Here is a 16,113-nt window from a genome sequence, read left to right on the forward strand (position 1 = left end):
ACCGACAAGGACCCCGCAATGACCTCTGTTCTCGGCCACAACTACATCGCCGGCCAGCGCAGCGCTGCCGGCACCACCGTATTGCAGAGCCTGGATGCGAGCACCGGCCAAGCGCTGGCGTGCACCTTCATCCAGGCCACTGCCGAAGAAGTGGACGCCGCCGCCAAGGCTGCCGCCAGCGCCTACCCGCAGTTCCGTACGCTGCCTGCGACGCGGCGCGCCGAATTTCTTGATGCCATCGCCGACGAGCTGGACGGCCTGGGCGATGACTTCATCGCCACGGTATGCCGCGAAACCGCCCTGCCCGCTGCACGCATCCAGGGCGAACGCGGGCGCACCAGCGGGCAGCTGCGCCTGTTCGCCAACGTGCTGCGCCGTGGCGACTTCCACGGGGCTCGCATCGACCGCGCGCTGCCCGAGCGCCAGCCACTGCCGCGCCCGGACCTGCGCCAGTACCGTATCGGCCTGGGGCCGGTGGCGGTGTTCGGCGCCAGCAACTTTCCGCTGGCCTTCTCCACGGCCGGCGGCGATACCGCCTCGGCGCTGGCCGCCGGCTGCCCGGTAGTGTTCAAGGCTCACAGCGGGCACATGGCCACCGCCGAATGGGTGGCCGATGCGATCCTGCGCGCTGCACAGCGCACCGGCATGCCGGCGGGGGTATTCAACATGATCTATGGCGCAGGCGTGGGGGAATGGCTGGTGCGCCACCCGGCGATCCAGGCGGTGGGCTTCACCGGCTCGCTCAAGGGCGGCAACGCCCTGTGCAAAATGGCCGCCGAGCGCCCGCAGCCGATCCCGGTGTTCGCCGAGATGTCGAGCATCAACCCCGTCATCCTGCTGCCACAGGCGCTACAGGTGCGTGGGGCGGCCATCGCCCGCGAGCTGACCGGTTCGGTGACCCTGGGCTGCGGGCAGTTCTGCACCAACCCCGGCCTGATCATCGGCGTGCGCTCGCCGGCGTTCAGTGACTTTGTGCACGCCTTCGTCGCACAGATGGCCGAACAGCCTGCACAGACCATGCTCAATGCCGGGGCACTGGCCAGTTATGCCAAGGGGCTGGAGCACCTGCACCGCCATCCTGGCCTCACGCACCTGGCAGGGGCCGCGCAGAACGGGCGCCAGGCGCAACCCCAGCTGTTCAAGGCCGATGTTAACTTGTTGCTGCAAGGTGATGATTTTCTTCAGGAAGAAGTGTTCGGCCCAGCCACCGTCGTTATCGAGGTAGAAGACGATGCGCAGCTGGCGCTGGCATTGCAAGGGCTGCGCGGACAACTGACCGCCACCCTGATCGGCGAGCAGGCCGAGTTGCTCGAATACCGCTGGCTGGGTGAGTTGCTGGTGGAAAAGGTCGGGCGGGTTCTGCTCAATGGCTATCCGACGGGGGTCGAGGTGTGCGATGCGATGGTGCATGGCGGACCGTACCCGGCCACGTCCGATGCCCGGGGCACCTCGGTGGGTTCACTGGCGATCGACCGGTTCCTGCGCCCGGTGTGCTTGCAGAACTACCCCGATGCACTGCTGCCCGAAGCGTTGCAGAATGCCAATCCGCTGGGAATCCAGCGGCTGGTCGATGGCGTCATGAGCCGCGAGGCTGTCGGCGCCTGATGCGGGCGCCTTCGCCGGCAAGGCCGGCTCCTGCACCTGCAGGGGCCAGCCTTCCCGGCGACTGGGGTCAACCCTTGTTGGCAGCCAGGCTGTCAACCAGCATTGCGCTCTGCGCATCGCTGGCTTCGATCATCAGCTGCTTCAGGCTCTTGTCGAAGCCCGGGAACGGCGCTTCGAAGTTGAACGTGGACTTGCCCAGCAGCCCGCCCACGTACTGGATACGCGCCGCGTCCCAGCTCACCTGCTTCTGACGGCCCAGGCGCGGGTCGCGCAGGAACACCAGTTGCACCGGGGTAACGCCCGAATAGTCCGCCTTGTCCAGATCGGCACCGGCCGCGATCAGCGCATTGGCCACGGTCTTGTCACGCTGCGTGATGCAGTAGTGCAAGGCAGTCTGGCCCGCGTAGTTCACCGCGTTGATGTCCTGGCTGGCGATCAGGCGCTGGCCCAGTTCCGGGCGCTCCTTGGTCAGGCTGTTGCTCTTGCACAGCTCGTGCAGCGGCGTGTTGCCGAACAGGTTGGCCGTCTTGGCATTGGACAAGGCCAGCAGCTGGTCGAAGTGCGCGTCCGAGCAATCGCGCCACGCGTTCTTCAGGCACATCATCAGCCGGGTATTGCCCTCTGCGGTGGTCTTGAGCGGGTCGGCGCCCAGGCTCACCAGCATGTCGTAGGCATTCTCGGCCACATAGTGGACCGGCAGCTCGGCTTCGGCGACCAGCGGCTTGTTCAGGTCGATGTCAGAGGCCTGCAGCAGGTACTTGAGCGACTCCACATCGGCCACGTAGCCGTCACGGGTAGACTTGCCGGCCAGCGCTTCCTTGAGCTTGTAGTGGTTGGGCGGCACGTCCTGGTACGGCACCAGCACCTGTACATCCAGCTCGCGGTAGATCACGGTCTTGCCGGTGTCCTGCCCCGCCGCGTAGGTTTCGCGTTTTTCGACGGTCTTTTCCGGCCAGTCGGGCGAGGCGAAGTACTGGATCGAATCGCCATCGCGCTGGCCATCCTTGTAGGCAGTGACCTTACGCAGACGGTAGGTGCCGTCGTCGAGCAGCACGAACTCCTCCTGCAGGCCCTCCAGCTTGCCCTGGTTGTAGTGCTTGCGCTCCTGCACCTGGCCGGTCGGGTAGAAGGTTTCCTGCACGCCATCGAGCTGGCCGCTGCCGTCCTTGTCATAGTTGGCGACCACGGCCGGCACCTGCTCGCCATTGACCACGCGCCAGGCCGATTGGGCCAGGGTGCGACCGTTCTGCTTGCTGCCCTCTTCGTGCACCGTGACCTGTTCGCGGGTCTGCAGGCCGCTGGCGCAGTCGAACTGGCTATCGGTCTGCTTCTTGCCGGCGATGACGATGCGCTGCTGCGGCTTTTTCTCGCCGCCGCTGCAATACACGGTCGTGGTGCCGGTCAGCTGGCCGTCATCGAGTTGCGCCTCGATGGCCACCGAGCCGTCGGCATTGTGGGTAACCCAGTCGCCCTGGACCTTGCCGTTCTTGACCTTGAACTCGGAGATCAGCGTGTCGCCTTCCTTCCAGATGATGGTGCCGGACACCGGCTCCTTGGTCTTCTTGTCCACATAGATGGCAGTGGGCTTGCCCTTGCTGCCCTTGGAGGTGGTGACCTCGTCCCACTGGTAACTCGACCCGCAGCCAGCCAGCAACGCGGCAATGCCTGATACAGCCAGTACTTTTTTCACAGAACGTCCTTGGAGTTGAATGTGGCGTGGGGAGTTACTTGATGCGGGTCAGGGTCATGCTGACCAGCTCACCGCCGTCCAGCACCACCAGGCGGTTGCCGTTGTCTTCGACGCGCGCGTTCATCACCGCGGTGCCGTTCTTGTCGCGGGCGACGACGGTGTCACCGTCACGCTTCCACTCGTCGATCTCGTACTTGTCGCCCAGCAGGGTGATGTAGTCCTCGTCCAGCTCTGCGGTACCCACGTTGCTCTTGAAGCCCATCACGCTGGCCTGCACGTTGAACTTGCCTTCGATGGCATCGCTGCCGCAGCCGGCCAGGGCGGCGAACAGCGAGGTGAGCACCAGCGTCTTGATGATTTTCATTAACCGAGTCCTTAGCACGTATCTGTCTTGTGGGTTGCACGCTGGCACTTTCATATCAACCTGCCAGCATGAGCAACCTATGACCCTGTCCTACAATTTAAGTTCACTTCATAAACAACTTTAGATTATTTACCTAACTATCTGTTTTAAAACAAAAGATTATGAAAATAGCCTGGGAACCCGGTGATTTGTTTGCTACGCAGATGAGCCCCGCCATGGCCTATGCTCATCAGCTTGACCCGGATCAACAGCCCGCCGCCCGTGCAGGTGCACCCTGCCCCATGAAGTTGCGCGTGTACCCCCTTGAGGAGAAACGACCATGGCCCGCATGAAAGCTGCAATCTTTGTCGAAAAGAACCGCATCGTGCTCGATGAAAAACCGATCCCCGAGGTCGGCCCCTCGGACGCCCTGATCCGCATCACCACCACCACCCTGTGCGGCACCGACGTGCATATCCTGCGCGGCGAGTACCCGGTGGAAAAGGGCCTGACCATCGGCCATGAACCGGTCGGCATCATCGAAAAGCTCGGCGCCCAGGTTAAGGGCTTCACCGAGGGCCAGCGCGTCATCGCCGGCGCCATCACCCCCAGCGGCCACAGCTATGCCTGCCTGTGTGGCTGTTCGTCCCAGGACGGCCCCGGCACGCCGCACGGTTTCAAGCCGGCCGGCGGCTGGAAGTTCGGCAACACCATCGACGGCTGCCAGGCCGAATACGTGCTGGTGCCGGACGCCATGGCCAACCTCTCGCCGATCCCGGACGGGCTGAGTGACGAACAGGTACTGATGTGCCCCGACATCATGTCTACCGGGTTCTCCGGGGCCGAGCGCGGCGGCGTGCGTATCGGCGACACGGTGGCAGTGTTCGCCCTGGGGCCGATCGGCCTGTGCGCGGTGGCCGGGGCCAAGCTGATGGGCGCCACCACCATCATCGGCGTCGACACCGTGCCCGCGCGTCTTTCGGTAGCCCGCCAGCTGGGCGCCACCCATGTGGTGGACTTCAAGCAGGGCAACGTGGTGGACCAGATCATGGCCCTCACCCACGGCCGTGGCGTAGACGTGAGCATCGAGGCGCTGGGCACCCAGTCGACCTTCGAGTCGGCGCTGCGCATCCTGCGCCCGGGCGGCACGCTGTCGAGCCTGGGGGTGTATTCCTCCGACCTGACCATTCCGCTGTCGGCCTTTGGCGCCGGGCTTGGCGACTACAGCATCGTCAGCACCCTGTGCCCCGGCGGCAAGGAGCGCATGCGCCGCCTGATGGAGGTGGTGGCCAGCGGCAGCGTCGACCTCAAGCCGCTGGTGACCCACCGCTACAAGCTCGACGACATCGAGGCGGCCTACGAACTGTTCGCGCACCAGCGCGACGGCGTGATGAAAGTCGCGATCACTCCATGAGCACCGCCATCAGGGCTGCATCGCCGGCAAGCCGCTGCTGAGCACCAGGCTGTCGCGGATCTGCCCCGACAGCGCATTGACCCCCGCCATCACCCCGGTGGCGGGGTTCTGCATCAGGCCCTGCCATTCCTCGTTGAGCGCCACATTGAGGATTACCCGCAGCTGCTCGACCATGGCCGGGCGCTCGCTTTCGTGCATCATCGCGCCGATGCCCGCCGAGGCCACCGAGATCAGCGCCCCCACCGCCTTGCCCACCGCAGCCGCCACCGCGCTGGCCGCGCCGCGCGGCACCAGCGTTGCTTCGAGCTGGGCGCTGGCGCGCTTGGCCACCGACGACAGGCCCGTGTCGGACGGCGCCTGGCCTGCCGCCACCGCAGCCTTCTGGATCTGCTCGTTCAACGCCAGGTAGGCCGGCAGGCTCAGCAGTGGCTGGGCCGTGATCAGCTGATGCACCGAGGCGTCGCGTGCGGCCGGCGGGCCGAGGGCGATGGCGGGAATGCGGTTCAGGTGCAGGGCGAACTGGTCGGGGGCGGCGCGGTAGCGCTGGCCGATACCTTGCAGCTGCTGGCCGAGCAGTTGCACGTACAGTTGGGTGGCGCGCTCGCGGATCAGCTGCGGGTTGATTTCCCTGGCCACCGGCTCCAGCACCCGTTCGCGGTACTGCTCCTGCAGGTAGAGCGCCAGGCGGTCCTCGCCGGGCGCGGTCTGCTGGTTCTTGCTGACCTTGTACCAGGCCACCTTGAGGGTCAGCCACTGCTGGGTCCAGTAGCCGGTGAACCACGGAATGAAGTCCGCCTCGGTACGCGCGTGCACTGCGTCTTTCCATACCTTCATGGAGCGTCGCGCATAGTCCTGGGCGGAACGGCTGGCGCCCTCGGAGGCATCGATGATGTCCCAATCGACACGTTGCCAGGCGGCCTGGGACAGCACCACCGGGGGTTGCGGCGCTGGTGTCGGCCGGGACCGGGCGCAACCGCCGATGGCCAGCAACAGTGCAAGGGTGCACAGGGCGAGCAGGATGCGCTGGTTCAAGGTCGGCCCCCCGGTGCAGTGAAGCGCTTGCCTGGAGTATAGCGAGCGGCACGGGAACCACGGCTGGCCTTGGTCGGCGCTGCTCGGTACCCTGTCGGCACCTGCACACATTCAAGGGAGCTTCCATGCGAGGTGAACTGCGAACCCCGGGCGAGCCGTTCAAGCGCCTGTTCATCGCCCTGCCCTGTACCGAGCAGCAATGCCGGGCCATCGGCAAATGGCGCAGCACACTGGGGATCACCCGTGGTCGTCCGGTGCCTGCGGCCAATTTTCACCTGACGCTGATGTTCCTTGGGGAAGTCGGCGTCTCGCGCCTGCCTGCGCTGTGCGACGCCATGGCGGCGGTGCCGCGCCCCGAAGGCCCGCTGCGCCTGGAGCTGGACCGGCTGGTCGCATGGCACCGCGCCGATGCACTGGTGCTGGAGCCCACGCAGACGCCGGTGGCCTTGCGTCAATGGGTGTATGCCCTGCAGCAGGCGTTGCTGCCGCTGGGCGTGGAAGACAGCGTGCGTGAGTTTCGTGCGCACCTGACGCTGGTGCGCGACTACCCGGGTGATGTACCGGAGACGCCGGAGCCACCGGCGTTCAGATTGAACATCGACGATTTCGTGTTGTTCGAGTCCAGTGGCGGCCGCTACAAGCCGATAGCGCAGTGGCCGCTGGCGTGAACCCCTGCCGACCGTGGTGTCGGCGCTGACTGGCAAGGAAGAGCATGTATTACTGGAACAAGGACAATTTCGAAGGCCTCAGGCGCATTGGCGAGGTCTATGCCTCCCGTGAAGGCTTTGCCGGTTTCTCGCGGTATTGCCTGCTGCGCGAACAGGGCCTGAAAAAGCCGGCGCTCAAGGCGCTGGACGAGTTTCTCGACGGTGCGCGTCAGCGGGAGGTGGGCCAGCAGCGGGCGATTGTCTGCGAGATTGCCGACCTTGCCTTCAGCAACAGTGGCGCGCATCAGTTGTTGTCGCATGCCTTGACCCGCTACCTCAGGCAGGTGCTGCGAGCCTGGTGCGACGAGGGCCCGGCGTTGGCCGAGCCTTATCGCTGGATGGGCAAGCTGACGGGCGAGTCGGCGTGGCTCCAGGCGGCACTGGCGCACGACCCGCAGGATCAGGTGGCGTTGCGGCAGTTGGCGCTGGATGAGCTGGGCGAGGTTGATTTCATGGTTCATCACCTGCATGAGTCGGTGTTTCTGGGTGACGTTACCGTTGCGGCGACGAAGCTTGCGCGTGCCAGTGCGCTGGCGCGGTTGATCGAGGCCGAGACGACCCGCAGTTACATTGATGGTGAAGTGTGCAGCCTGCGTGAAATGCTCGAGGCCTGGGCGCAGTATCAGGCGGGTGATCGGGCGGTGGGGTTTGCCCAGTGGTGCGAGGCGCAGGCGCATGAGTTCCGGTTCTTGAAGAGCTACTACTACACCGAATGAGGAGTGGCCCACCTCTATTGTAGGAGCCGGCCTTGCCGGCGAACGAGCGCCACGCGCTCGCCTCCCTAGAGATAAGCCTGCTCCCGCCCCGGGCTGCGCTCGAAATGCCGCTTGTACTCGCGGCTGAACTGCGACGTGCTCTGATACCCCACCCGATGCGCCACCTGCGCCACACCCAACCCCTCGCCTATCAACATCTGCTGCGCCTTGAGCAAACGCAACCGCTTGAGGTACTGGATCGGCGACAGCAACGTGCAGCGCTTGAAGTGCTCATGAAACGTCGAGGTACTCATGTTCGCCCGCCCCGCCAACGCCTCCACGCTCAACGGCTCGGCGTAATGCTCGCGCAAATGGCTGAGGGCTGCAGCGATGCGCGCAAAATGCCCCTGCTGCTCCACCAGCGCCCGCAGCACCCCGGCCTGCGGCCCGCGCAAGGCCACGTACAACACCTCGCGCACTCGCGCCGCCCCCATCACCCGGCTTTCCAGCGGGTCGTGCAGGCATCGCAGCAGCCGCTCCACGCTTTCGCGCATCGGCGCATCCAGCGCCGCTGATGTCATGGACTCGGGCGTCTGCGCCGCCACCACCTGGCCAGCCCCCAGCCCCATGCTCTGCACCAGTTCGCTCAGCACCGTGCGGTCGATCGCCACCGACACGCCCAGCAGGGGTTCATCTTCGGTGGCGAAGGTTTCGCACATGAACGGCACCGACAGTGCCTGCACCAGGTAGTGGCCAGCCCCATATTCCAGGGTGCGCGGCCCCAGCCGGGCCAGTTTGCTGCCCTGGGCCAGGATCATCAGGCTCGGTTCGTAGATCTGCGGGCTGCTCGCCACGTAGTGGCTCCAGGACAACACCTGCACCTGCGGCAGGTGGGTGTCGACCGGGCCCGGGCGGGTGGCAAGGGGTTGGATCAGGGCGCAAAGCGTGGCATTGGCATCGGCGTGGCAGGTGAGCTGCATGGGGTACCGCATCAGAGGATCAGACACGCGCATCATCGCAGATTCGCTGCCCACCGCCACTACCGCACGCCCGATCCCGGAGGATCAGGCATGACTATCGGAGCATTAACCCAGGATCAGGTAGGTCTTGCGTACCGTCTGGCGCACGTCCCAGGTGCCCTGGCTGTTGGCGGCAAAGTACAGCGCATCGCCGGCACCGAACGGGATAGGTTCGCCACCCTCGGGGGTGAAGCTGCCCTCGCCGCTGATGATGTAGCTGTACTCGGCCTGCACCACCTGGCGCCGGAAGCGCCCCGGCGTGCATTCCCACAAGCCGGTGCTGGCGCCCTGCCCGGCCAGCTCCTGGTGCAACGCGGTACGCGCCATGGCTACCGGCTCGCCCAGGGGGGCGCCGACTGCCGCGCTGGGGCCGAAGGCCGTGTCGTCTTCAAGGTGAATCAGTACAGGGTTCATGTGCAGTCCTCAGGATTTGTCTTCAAGCCCGGCCGGGGCCAGGCGGGCCAGCATGCAATCGAGACGGCCGGCGGTGTGGCCGGCCATTTCGGCGCGCTCCTTGCGTATCACGGCGTTGCGCACCAGCGAACCGCCCACATAACGCAGCGGCTCCGGCGGGAAGGCCTTGCAGTTGCGCCCCACCAGCGCACAGGTGCTCCAGGCATCCTTGCGCCCCAGGGCCAGGCTGGCCAGGATGCGCCCGCCCAGGCGGCTGGGGCCCACGCCGTTGCCGCTCCAGCCGATGCCGTAGTGGATGTTGCCCTGCTCGCCCAGGCCGCCGAAGGTCGGCAGGCTGTCGTAGGTGCGGTCGATGGGCCCCGACCAGGTATGGGTGATGCGCACGTCATCGAGCATCGGGTAGGTACGGCGCAGGTCGGCCTCGGTCAGCGCGATGCTGCCCGGGTCGTGGCTGAACACCGGCCCGATCCTGCCGCCGTAGGCTATCGCCCCGGTGCCCTTGCCGAAGGCGATACGGCCATCCACGGTGGTGCGGTAGTAGTCGACCATCAGTTGCGAATCGGTGATCGACTCGGCGCCGGTCCAGCCCATCTGTTCCAGGCGGGTCGCCACCGGCTCGGTGAGCACGATGGAACTGTTGACCGGGGTGATCAGGCGCGCCAGTTGCGGCAAGGCAGCCGCCCAGGCATTGGTGGCCAGCACCACCGAGCCGGCACGGATGCGCGCCTGCGGGGTCAGCACCTGCACCGGTGTGCCGGGCTGGATATCGCTGACCGCAGTACCCTCGGCAATCACCACCCCCGCCTCCAGCGCCACCCGGCGCATGCCGCGCACCAGGGCGCCGGGTTGCACGGTGGCGTTGCTGCGCTCGAACACGCCGGCCAGGTGCACCTTCGAGCCACAACGGCGCGCCACCTCGGCAGCCGGCACCCGCTCGAACGGCGTTACCCCAAGGCGGGCACAGGCGGCCAGCGTGGCGTTCCAGGTGTCGATGTGCGCGGGGCTGGTGGCCGTCCACAGCCAGCCCTTCTGGCGAAAGTGCGCGTCGATCTGGTGCTGCTGGCAGAACTCGCCCAGCTCGCTGATCGCGCGCTCGGCGCTGTGCCCCAGAAACAGCGCCTGCTCCGGGGTGCAGAAGCTCGCCAGGGTGCCCACCTTGGGCCACCACGACATCACGAAGCCGCCGTTGCGCCCCGAGGCGCCCCCGCCGCACACGTCCTGTTCCAGCACCATCACGCGGATATCCGGCTCATGCTCCTTGAGGGTCAGGGCGGTCCACAGGCCGACGAAGCCGCCACCGACGATCACCACATCGGCGTCGTGCTCACCCTGCAGCGCCGGGCCGGGTTTGAGGCTGGGCTCGGCGCTTTCCAGCCAGTAGCTGCGTTTGAGCGGTGCGCTGGGGGTCAGTTTCATGAGCGTGCCGCCCAGGCGTTGAAGCGCTGTTCGAGCAGTTCGCCGTGGTCGGCCCAGAAGCTTGCGTTCATCGGCAACTGGCCTTGCAGGTTGGGGCTGCCGGTGGGCAGCTCGCTGACCCGCTGCTCGCTCAGCAGGCCCAAGGCCTCGCGGTTGACCGGCCCGTAGGCGATCTGTTCGGCGTAGCCCTTCTGCTGCTCGGCCTTGAGGGTGTGGTTGATGAACTTCAGTGCTTCGTCGCGCTTCTTGGCCCCACGCGGAATGGCCCAGGCGTCCATGTCATAGATGCCGCCATTCCACACGATGCGCAGCGGGGTCTGGCTCTGCACCGCGCTGATCCGGCCGCTGTAGGCCGAGCTCATCACCACGTCGCCCGAGGCCAGGTATTGCGGCGGCTGGGCGCCGGCCTCCCACCACTGGATGCTCGACTTGATCTGGTCGAGCTTGGCGAAGGCGCGGTCCTGGCCTTCACGGGTGGCCAGCAGGGTGTAGACATCGGCCGCCGGCACGCCGTCGGCCAGCAGGGCGAATTCCAGGGTATACATGGCGCCCTTGCGCAGCCCGCGCTTGCCGGGGAATTTCTCCAGGTTCCAGAAGTCGTCCCAGCTGGTGGGGGCCACCTTGAGCTTGTCGGCGTTGTAGGCGATCACCGTCGACCACACGAAAAAGCCCACGCCGCACGGCTGTACCGCACCGGGCAGCAGTTGCGCGGCCACGGCCGGGTCCGGGGCGAACTCTTCGAGCAGGCCTTCTTCACAGGCGCGTGCCAGCTCGGGCATCTCCATCTCGACCACGTCCCACGAGACGCTGCCGGTATCGACCATCACCTTGACCTTGGCCATCTCGCCATTGAACTCGCCGGCCACGATGCGGGTGCCGGTCTGTGCCTGGTAGGTGTCATAGAAGGCCGCCACCTGTGCGGCCTTGTTGGCCCCGCCGTGGGACACCACGGTGAGGTCGGCCAGCGCCGATGTGCTGCACGCAGCGGCAGCGATCAGGGTGAGCGAAAAGGCCAGATTCTTGTGCATTGTTATGTTCTCCGGGTCGGGATGGCTCAGTAGGCCAAGTGTCGAGCCGCAGCCGGGTCGCCACAATCAGACGCAAACAAGATTCAGCCGCGCACCTTCATACGTTCGTACAAAGCCGTTCAAAGGCGTGCCATGCCCGGTTACACTGGCCGTCACCCTGCCCCGGAAGCTGCCCCATGGCCCTGTCTGTCAGCGACATCATCGCCCTGCCCGAACTGCGCACCCGCGTCATCAGCGGTGCCGGAGGGCTGGGCAAGCCGGTGCGCTGGGCCCACGTGTGCGAACTGGCCGACCCCAGCGAATGGCTGGGCGACGCCGACCTGCTGATGACCACCGGCATCGGCATACCCGCCGATGCCGATGCCCAGCGCGCGTACGTGGAAAACCTCGCGGCCGCTGGCCTGGCGGGCATGATGATCGGCGAGAACATGCAGGCCCCGGCCAACCTCGAGGCCTTGATGGAGCGGGCCGACGCCCTGGACTTTGCGGTGATGTTCACCCACTACGGCGTGCCCTTCGCCGCCGTCACGCGGGCCATCGTCGATGCCGGCCAGCAGGAGGAGCAGGCGCGCCGCAATGCCATCACCCGGGTCTACGAAAGTGCCCGCATGAGCATTCAGGGGCTGGGCCTGGGCGCACTGCTCAAGCGCCTGGAAAAGGACGTGCAGGCGCGCCTGACCCTGCTCGACGCCGCGTCGCTCGCGCCCTGGCGCGACGCACTGGGCGGCCTGCCGACAAGCCAGCGCCAATGGCTGGCAGCCCGCCAGCGCGACACCTCGGGCAACCGGCCGGTGGTGCAGCGCCATGCGCTGGAGGCGGGCGAGCTGCTGGTGATGGCGCTGCCGTCCCAGGCCGACTGCCTGCTGGTGGCCGAAGGTGACGGGCTGCTCGACTACGGCCTGTTGCACCATGTGGTGGCGGTGCTGGGCATCGAGCTGGAGCGCCTGCGGGTCGACAACGAGCGCAACCTGCGCCTGGGCTCCGAGCTGCTGGACGATCTGTTGCAGCAGCGTCTGCCGGCGCATCAGGCACAACAGCGCCTGGCCGCCTTCGACATCGGCGCCGAACAGGCCTGCCTGCTGCTCGGCCGCGCCGCCGGGGTGTCACCGGCGGCCTGCGACGAAGCCCTGCAACGCCAGGGTCGTCGCGTGCTGATTCGGGTTCAGGGCGATGACCTGATCGTGCTCGGCGCCGCCGAGTGCATCCCGCAGCTGCAGGCGCAACTGCAGGTGCCGCTGGGGGTGAGCAACCCGCTGGGCCACGCCGGGCGCAGTGTCGAGGCGCTGCGCGAGGCGCGCCTGGCACTGGCCCACACCAGCGCCGCGCAACCGCTGGTGACCTACGCCCAGGCCGGCGCCAGCGTACCGTGGCTGGCGCAGAGCCTGGATGAAGCCGAACGTACCTTCCGCAACGTACTGGGCCCGCTGGCCGACTACGACAGCCAGCAGAACACCCAGCTGCTGCACACCCTGCAGGTGTTTCTGCAACACAACCGCTCGTGGCTGGCGGCGGCCGCGCAGCTGCACGTGCACAAGCAGACGCTGGTGTACCGCATGCGCCGCATCGAAGAGATCACCGGCCGCTCGCTGGACAGTACCGAGGACGTGGCCACGCTGTGGTTCGCCCTGCGCGCGGCGCGCATGGCGGGGCTGGCCTGAGGGCTAGGCGGCAGACGCCCCAGCGTGCTGCCATGGCGCCCCCTTGGCAAAGGCCGCCTCCATCCAGTGCTTGAACGCCAGGGTAGTGGCCGTGGTGAAGCGCGCCGAAGGCCGCATCAGGTAGATGCCCGACGCCGAGTCCAGCTGCCACTGGGGCAGCACGCGCACCAGGCGCCCCTCGGCCAGGTCCTGGTGCATCATCCAGTCGCCACCGGCCAGAATCCCCACGCCGCAGCGCGCCGCCACCAGCAGTGCCTCGTTGTCATTGCTGATCAGGCTGCCCTGCACCCGCACCGTCTGCTGCCCGCCCTGCCCGTTCAGGCGCCAGTCGGGGAACGAACGCAAGCCGCTGAAACCCAGGCAATTGTGCCCGGCCAGGTCGGATGGCCGTTGCGGTGCGCCGTGACGATGCAGGTAGGCCGGCGCAGCACACAGGATGCGCGTGTGCTCGCACAGCTTGCGCGCCACCAGCCGGTTGTCGGCCAGCTCGCCGACGCGCACGGCCACGTCGAAGCCTTCGCCCACGATATCGACGAAGCGGTCGGCATAGTCGACGTCGACGGTCACCTCGGGGTAGGCCAGGGAAAACCCGGCCACCAGCGGGCTCAGCCAGCGCCGGCCCATCGCCCCCGGCAGCGCCACGCGTAGCCGCCCGCGCACCTGCGCCGCACCGTTGCAGGCCTCGAGTTCGGCCGTGCTGATCAGGCTGGCGGCATGCTGCAGGCGCTCCACCAGCCGCGTGCCCTCGTCGGTGAAGCGCAGTTGCCGGGTGGTTCGCTCCACCAGGCGGATACCCAGGCGCTGCTCCAGAGCCGCCAGGCGCTTGGACAGCACCGAGGCATGGCGTTGCAGCACCCGGCCGGCGGCAGCGAACGAGCCGTGCTCGTGCAGCGCCAGCAAGGTGGCAAATTCATCGGCCTGACGGCTGTCGAAAGGGTCCATCGGTGAGGTCGGCCTCGTGCGGGTCGGTCAGGGGATCAGCACGACCGCCCCCTGGGACCGGCCTTGCTCGATGGCAGCATGGGCGCTGGCCACGTCGGCCAGGGGGTAGCGTTGCCATATGTGCGGCTGGATGATACCCGCCGCCAGTGCATCCAGCACATCCTGCGCGCGCTGCTGGTACTCCTGGGGGCTGGCGGTATGTGCCGCCAGTGACGGCCGGGTGAGGAACAGCGAGCCCTTGGCGTTCAGCGTGCCCACCTCGACCGCAGGGGGCGCGCCGCTGGTGGCGCCGAACGACACCAGCGTGCCGCGCGGGCGCAGGCTGTCCAGCGACGCCTCCCAGCTCACCCGGCCGACCGAGTCGTAAACCACATCGACCTTGTGGCCCTGGGTCAGCTCGCTCACCTGGGCCGCCAACGTGGCCGCGTCAAACACCAGCACCGCATTGCAGCCGGCCGCCTTGGCGCGCTCGACGCTTTGCGCCCTGGACACCACACCAATCACATGGGCGCCCAGGTGCCTGGCCCACGGCACCATGATCTGCCCTACCGCCCCCGCCGCACCGTAGATCAGCACACGCGTGCCGGGGCCTACCGGGTAGCTCGCCTTGAGCAGGTACTGGGCGGTGATGCCCTTGAACAGCACGGCAGCCGCGTCTTCGAACGACACGGCAGCGGGCAGCCTGACCAGGCGCTCGGCCGGGTACAGGCGTGCACTGGCATAGCCACCCAGCGGCCCGGTGGCATAGGCCACACGGTCGCCCACGGCCACCTCGGTCACGCCCGCCCCCAGCGCCCGCACGGTGCCGGCACCTTCCAGGCCCAGCGCGGACGGCAAGGCAATCGGCACGGTGCCCTTGCGCTGGTTGATGTCCAGCGGGTTGACGCCGATCGCGGCCTGTTCAAGCCACACCTGGCCCGGGCCTGGCGCTTGCACGGCGCCGGCCTGAAGCTGCATCACCTCGGGGGCGCCTACCGCCTGGAGCGTGATTGAAGTCACCATGATGTTGCCTCTTGCAGTGGTTGAAGGTCTGCAAAGGCTAATTAGCGCACCCGCAAACGACAATACAGCGCCATTGCCGAACATATGTGCACCTGATGCAGCAATGCCAGGTGCCCTTCGCCCCCTACAGCGCCCGCACCAGCGCCGCTGCCACAATGCCTGCCGCAATCGCCGGCAGCGGCTTTTTCACCAGCAGCATCACCACCGCCGTGCTCAGCAGCGCCAGGCGTGCGCCGTTGTCGCCGTTCACCGCCAACGGCGTCAGCACCGCCACCAGCACCGAGCCGGACATCGCGCTGATGAACTGCTGCACGCGGTAGTTGATGGGCACGAACGACATCACGAACACACCCCCCCAACGGGTGGCCAGGGTCACCAGGCCCATGATCACCACCAGCAGCAGCGTGCCGGCGCCTGCAGTTTCAACGTTCATGCTTGTTCTCCATCCACACCACACCCAGAATGCCGCCCGCCAGCGCGCCCACCACCACGTGGCTGTTCTCCGGCAGGTACCAGTAGGCCAGCAGCGACGAACCGGCCGCCACGATCCAGATCATCAGCATGCGCAGGCTCTTGTGCCCGCCCAGCACCATCGCCAGCAGAAAGCAGCCCATCACCATGTCCAGGCCCAGGCTGACCGGGTCGTGGATCGCATTGCCGAAATGCAGCCCCAGCCAACTGCCCAGGCACCACGCCGACCACAGCGCGATACCGCCGCCCAGCACCAGGCCCAGGCCCGGCTTGCCGGCGTTCAATGCCTGCATGGCCATCGCCCAGTTGGCGTCGGACACCACCAGCATCACGCCGTAGCGCCGAGCGGTGGGCAGCTCGCGCAGCCAGGGGTACAGCGTGGCGCCCATCAGCAGGTGACGGGCATTGATGGCGAACACGGTGATAATCAGCGGCACCAGCGGTACCTGCTCGCCCCACAGTTCCAGCGCGGCGAACTGCGAGGCGCCGGCGAACACCAGTGCGCTCATCAGCAGGGTCGCCGCGTCCCCCAGCCCGGTCTGGGCTGCAGCGAGGCCGAAGGCCACACCGAACACCACGACGAACAGGGAAATCGGCAAGAGTTGCTTGAAGCCAGCCCAGACGTCGCTCCACGCAAGCCTGGATAGATGCTTCTCTACGGTTGACAAGGCACAGCC

16 protein-coding genes are annotated in these 16,113 nt (G+C 66.9%); 5 read left to right on the plus strand and 11 right to left on the minus strand.

Going from position 1 to position 16,113, the window contains the following annotated elements; all coding sequences use genetic code 11:
* Positions 1–18 precede the first annotated feature (18 nt).
* Positions 19–1,605, plus strand: coding sequence for an aldehyde dehydrogenase (NADP(+)) (locus NP552_RS02085; RefSeq protein WP_274096347.1), 1,587 nt, complete (start codon positions 19–21; stop codon positions 1,603–1,605).
* Positions 1,606–1,672: 67 nt separating this feature from the next.
* Here the strand turns inward: NP552_RS02085 and NP552_RS02090 are convergent, their stop codons facing one another.
* Together NP552_RS02090 and NP552_RS02095 are read right to left on the minus strand one after the other, a co-directional pair.
* Positions 1,673–3,295, minus strand: a complete 1,623-nt coding sequence (locus tag NP552_RS02090; protein WP_146095009.1) for an ankyrin repeat domain-containing protein — start codon at positions 3,293–3,295, stop codon at positions 1,673–1,675.
* A gap of 34 nt (positions 3,296–3,329) precedes the next feature.
* Positions 3,330–3,659, minus strand: a complete 330-nt coding sequence (locus NP552_RS02095; protein WP_043861351.1) for a hypothetical protein — start codon at positions 3,657–3,659, stop codon at positions 3,330–3,332.
* A gap of 319 nt (positions 3,660–3,978) precedes the next feature.
* Here NP552_RS02095 and NP552_RS02100 point away from each other — a divergent pair, with 319 nt between their 5' ends.
* Entirely contained in the window at positions 3,979–5,052 is a 1,074-nt protein-coding gene (locus NP552_RS02100) for an NAD(P)-dependent alcohol dehydrogenase (RefSeq protein ID WP_043861352.1), read from the plus strand.
* Positions 5,053–5,061: 9 nt separating this feature from the next.
* Here the strand turns inward: NP552_RS02100 and NP552_RS02105 are convergent, their stop codons facing one another.
* Positions 5,062–6,084 carry a hypothetical protein gene (locus NP552_RS02105; RefSeq protein ID WP_054914596.1) on the minus strand — a complete coding sequence of 341 codons (1,023 nt, stop codon included), beginning with the start codon at positions 6,082–6,084 and terminating at the stop codon, positions 5,062–5,064.
* Positions 6,085–6,209: 125 nt separating this feature from the next.
* Here NP552_RS02105 and thpR point away from each other — a divergent pair, with 125 nt between their 5' ends.
* Together thpR and NP552_RS02115 are read left to right on the plus strand one after the other, a co-directional pair.
* Positions 6,210–6,752 carry an RNA 2',3'-cyclic phosphodiesterase gene (gene thpR, locus NP552_RS02110; RefSeq protein ID WP_043861354.1) on the plus strand — a complete coding sequence of 181 codons (543 nt, stop codon included), beginning with the start codon at positions 6,210–6,212 and terminating at the stop codon, positions 6,750–6,752.
* A 44-nt stretch (positions 6,753–6,796) separates the two neighbouring features.
* A complete protein-coding gene (locus NP552_RS02115) occupies positions 6,797–7,507 on the plus strand; it encodes a hypothetical protein (RefSeq protein ID WP_054914597.1) in 711 nt (236 codons plus the stop codon).
* 65 nt (positions 7,508–7,572) lie between these two features.
* Here the strand turns inward: NP552_RS02115 and NP552_RS02120 are convergent, their stop codons facing one another.
* The 4 genes from NP552_RS02120 to NP552_RS02135 all read right to left on the minus strand — a co-directional run bounded on the left by NP552_RS02120 (position 7,573) and on the right by NP552_RS02135 (position 11,363).
* Complete coding sequence (locus NP552_RS02120; RefSeq protein WP_054914598.1) at positions 7,573–8,466, minus strand: AraC family transcriptional regulator; 894 nt, start codon at positions 8,464–8,466, stop codon at positions 7,573–7,575.
* 105 nt (positions 8,467–8,571) lie between these two features.
* A complete protein-coding gene (locus NP552_RS02125) occupies positions 8,572–8,919 on the minus strand; it encodes a cupin domain-containing protein (protein WP_043861356.1) in 348 nt (115 codons plus the stop codon).
* Positions 8,920–8,928: 9 nt separating this feature from the next.
* Complete coding sequence (locus NP552_RS02130; RefSeq protein ID WP_054914599.1) at positions 8,929–10,335, minus strand: NAD(P)/FAD-dependent oxidoreductase; 1,407 nt, start codon at positions 10,333–10,335, stop codon at positions 8,929–8,931.
* Complete coding sequence (locus NP552_RS02135) at positions 10,332–11,363, minus strand: ABC transporter substrate-binding protein (RefSeq protein ID WP_043861358.1); 1,032 nt, start codon at positions 11,361–11,363, stop codon at positions 10,332–10,334. The genes NP552_RS02130 and NP552_RS02135 overlap by 4 nt, the downstream gene beginning before the upstream one ends.
* A gap of 176 nt (positions 11,364–11,539) precedes the next feature.
* On the opposite strand from NP552_RS02135, the gene NP552_RS02140 reads away from it, so the two are divergent.
* Entirely contained in the window at positions 11,540–13,021 is a 1,482-nt protein-coding gene (locus NP552_RS02140) for a PucR family transcriptional regulator (protein ID WP_274096348.1), read from the plus strand.
* Between the two features lie 3 nt (positions 13,022–13,024).
* On the opposite strand, the gene NP552_RS02145 is transcribed toward NP552_RS02140, so the two are convergent.
* The 4 genes from NP552_RS02145 to NP552_RS02160 form a co-directional block, all read right to left on the minus strand.
* Positions 13,025–13,963 (minus strand): LysR family transcriptional regulator, encoded by a 939-nt coding sequence (locus NP552_RS02145; RefSeq protein WP_274096349.1) that lies wholly within the window; start codon positions 13,961–13,963, stop codon positions 13,025–13,027.
* A 27-nt stretch (positions 13,964–13,990) separates the two neighbouring features.
* Positions 13,991–14,965, minus strand: a complete 975-nt coding sequence (locus tag NP552_RS02150) for a quinone oxidoreductase family protein (protein WP_054914602.1) — start codon at positions 14,963–14,965, stop codon at positions 13,991–13,993.
* Between the two features lie 124 nt (positions 14,966–15,089).
* Entirely contained in the window at positions 15,090–15,398 is a 309-nt protein-coding gene (locus NP552_RS02155; RefSeq protein ID WP_043861362.1) for an AzlD domain-containing protein, read from the minus strand.
* On the minus strand, positions 15,388–16,104 hold the full coding sequence (locus tag NP552_RS02160) for an AzlC family ABC transporter permease (RefSeq protein WP_043861363.1): 717 nt from the start codon (positions 16,102–16,104) through the stop codon (positions 15,388–15,390). Before NP552_RS02160 ends, NP552_RS02155 begins: the two co-directional genes overlap by 11 nt.
* Between the last annotated feature and the right edge of the window lie 9 nt (positions 16,105–16,113).

Source organism: Pseudomonas sp. 8209, from assembly GCF_028682105.1.
GTDB classification, from domain to species: Bacteria; Pseudomonadota; Gammaproteobacteria; order Pseudomonadales; family Pseudomonadaceae; genus Aquipseudomonas; species Aquipseudomonas palmensis.

Coding starts and splice junctions, on each gene's coding strand:
- NP552_RS02115 (WP_054914597.1), top strand. CDS start 6,797: ATGTATTACTGGAACAAGGACAATTTCGAAGGCCTCAGGCGCATTGGC.
- NP552_RS02120 (WP_054914598.1), bottom strand. CDS start 8,466: ATGCAGCTCACCTGCCACGCCGATGCCAATGCCACGCTTTGCGCCCTG.
- NP552_RS02155 (WP_043861362.1), bottom strand. CDS start 15,398: ATGAACGTTGAAACTGCAGGCGCCGGCACGCTGCTGCTGGTGGTGATC.
- thpR (WP_043861354.1), top strand. CDS start 6,210: ATGCGAGGTGAACTGCGAACCCCGGGCGAGCCGTTCAAGCGCCTGTTC.
- NP552_RS02085 (WP_274096347.1), top strand. CDS start 19: ATGACCTCTGTTCTCGGCCACAACTACATCGCCGGCCAGCGCAGCGCT.
- NP552_RS02135 (WP_043861358.1), bottom strand. CDS start 11,363: ATGCACAAGAATCTGGCCTTTTCGCTCACCCTGATCGCTGCCGCTGCG.
- NP552_RS02125 (WP_043861356.1), bottom strand. CDS start 8,919: ATGAACCCTGTACTGATTCACCTTGAAGACGACACGGCCTTCGGCCCC.
- NP552_RS02145 (WP_274096349.1), bottom strand. CDS start 13,963: ATGGACCCTTTCGACAGCCGTCAGGCCGATGAATTTGCCACCTTGCTG.
- NP552_RS02150 (WP_054914602.1), bottom strand. CDS start 14,965: ATGGTGACTTCAATCACGCTCCAGGCGGTAGGCGCCCCCGAGGTGATG.
- NP552_RS02140 (WP_274096348.1), top strand. CDS start 11,540: ATGGCCCTGTCTGTCAGCGACATCATCGCCCTGCCCGAACTGCGCACC.
- NP552_RS02130 (WP_054914599.1), bottom strand. CDS start 10,335: ATGAAACTGACCCCCAGCGCACCGCTCAAACGCAGCTACTGGCTGGAA.
- NP552_RS02095 (WP_043861351.1), bottom strand. CDS start 3,659: ATGAAAATCATCAAGACGCTGGTGCTCACCTCGCTGTTCGCCGCCCTG.
- NP552_RS02100 (WP_043861352.1), top strand. CDS start 3,979: ATGGCCCGCATGAAAGCTGCAATCTTTGTCGAAAAGAACCGCATCGTG.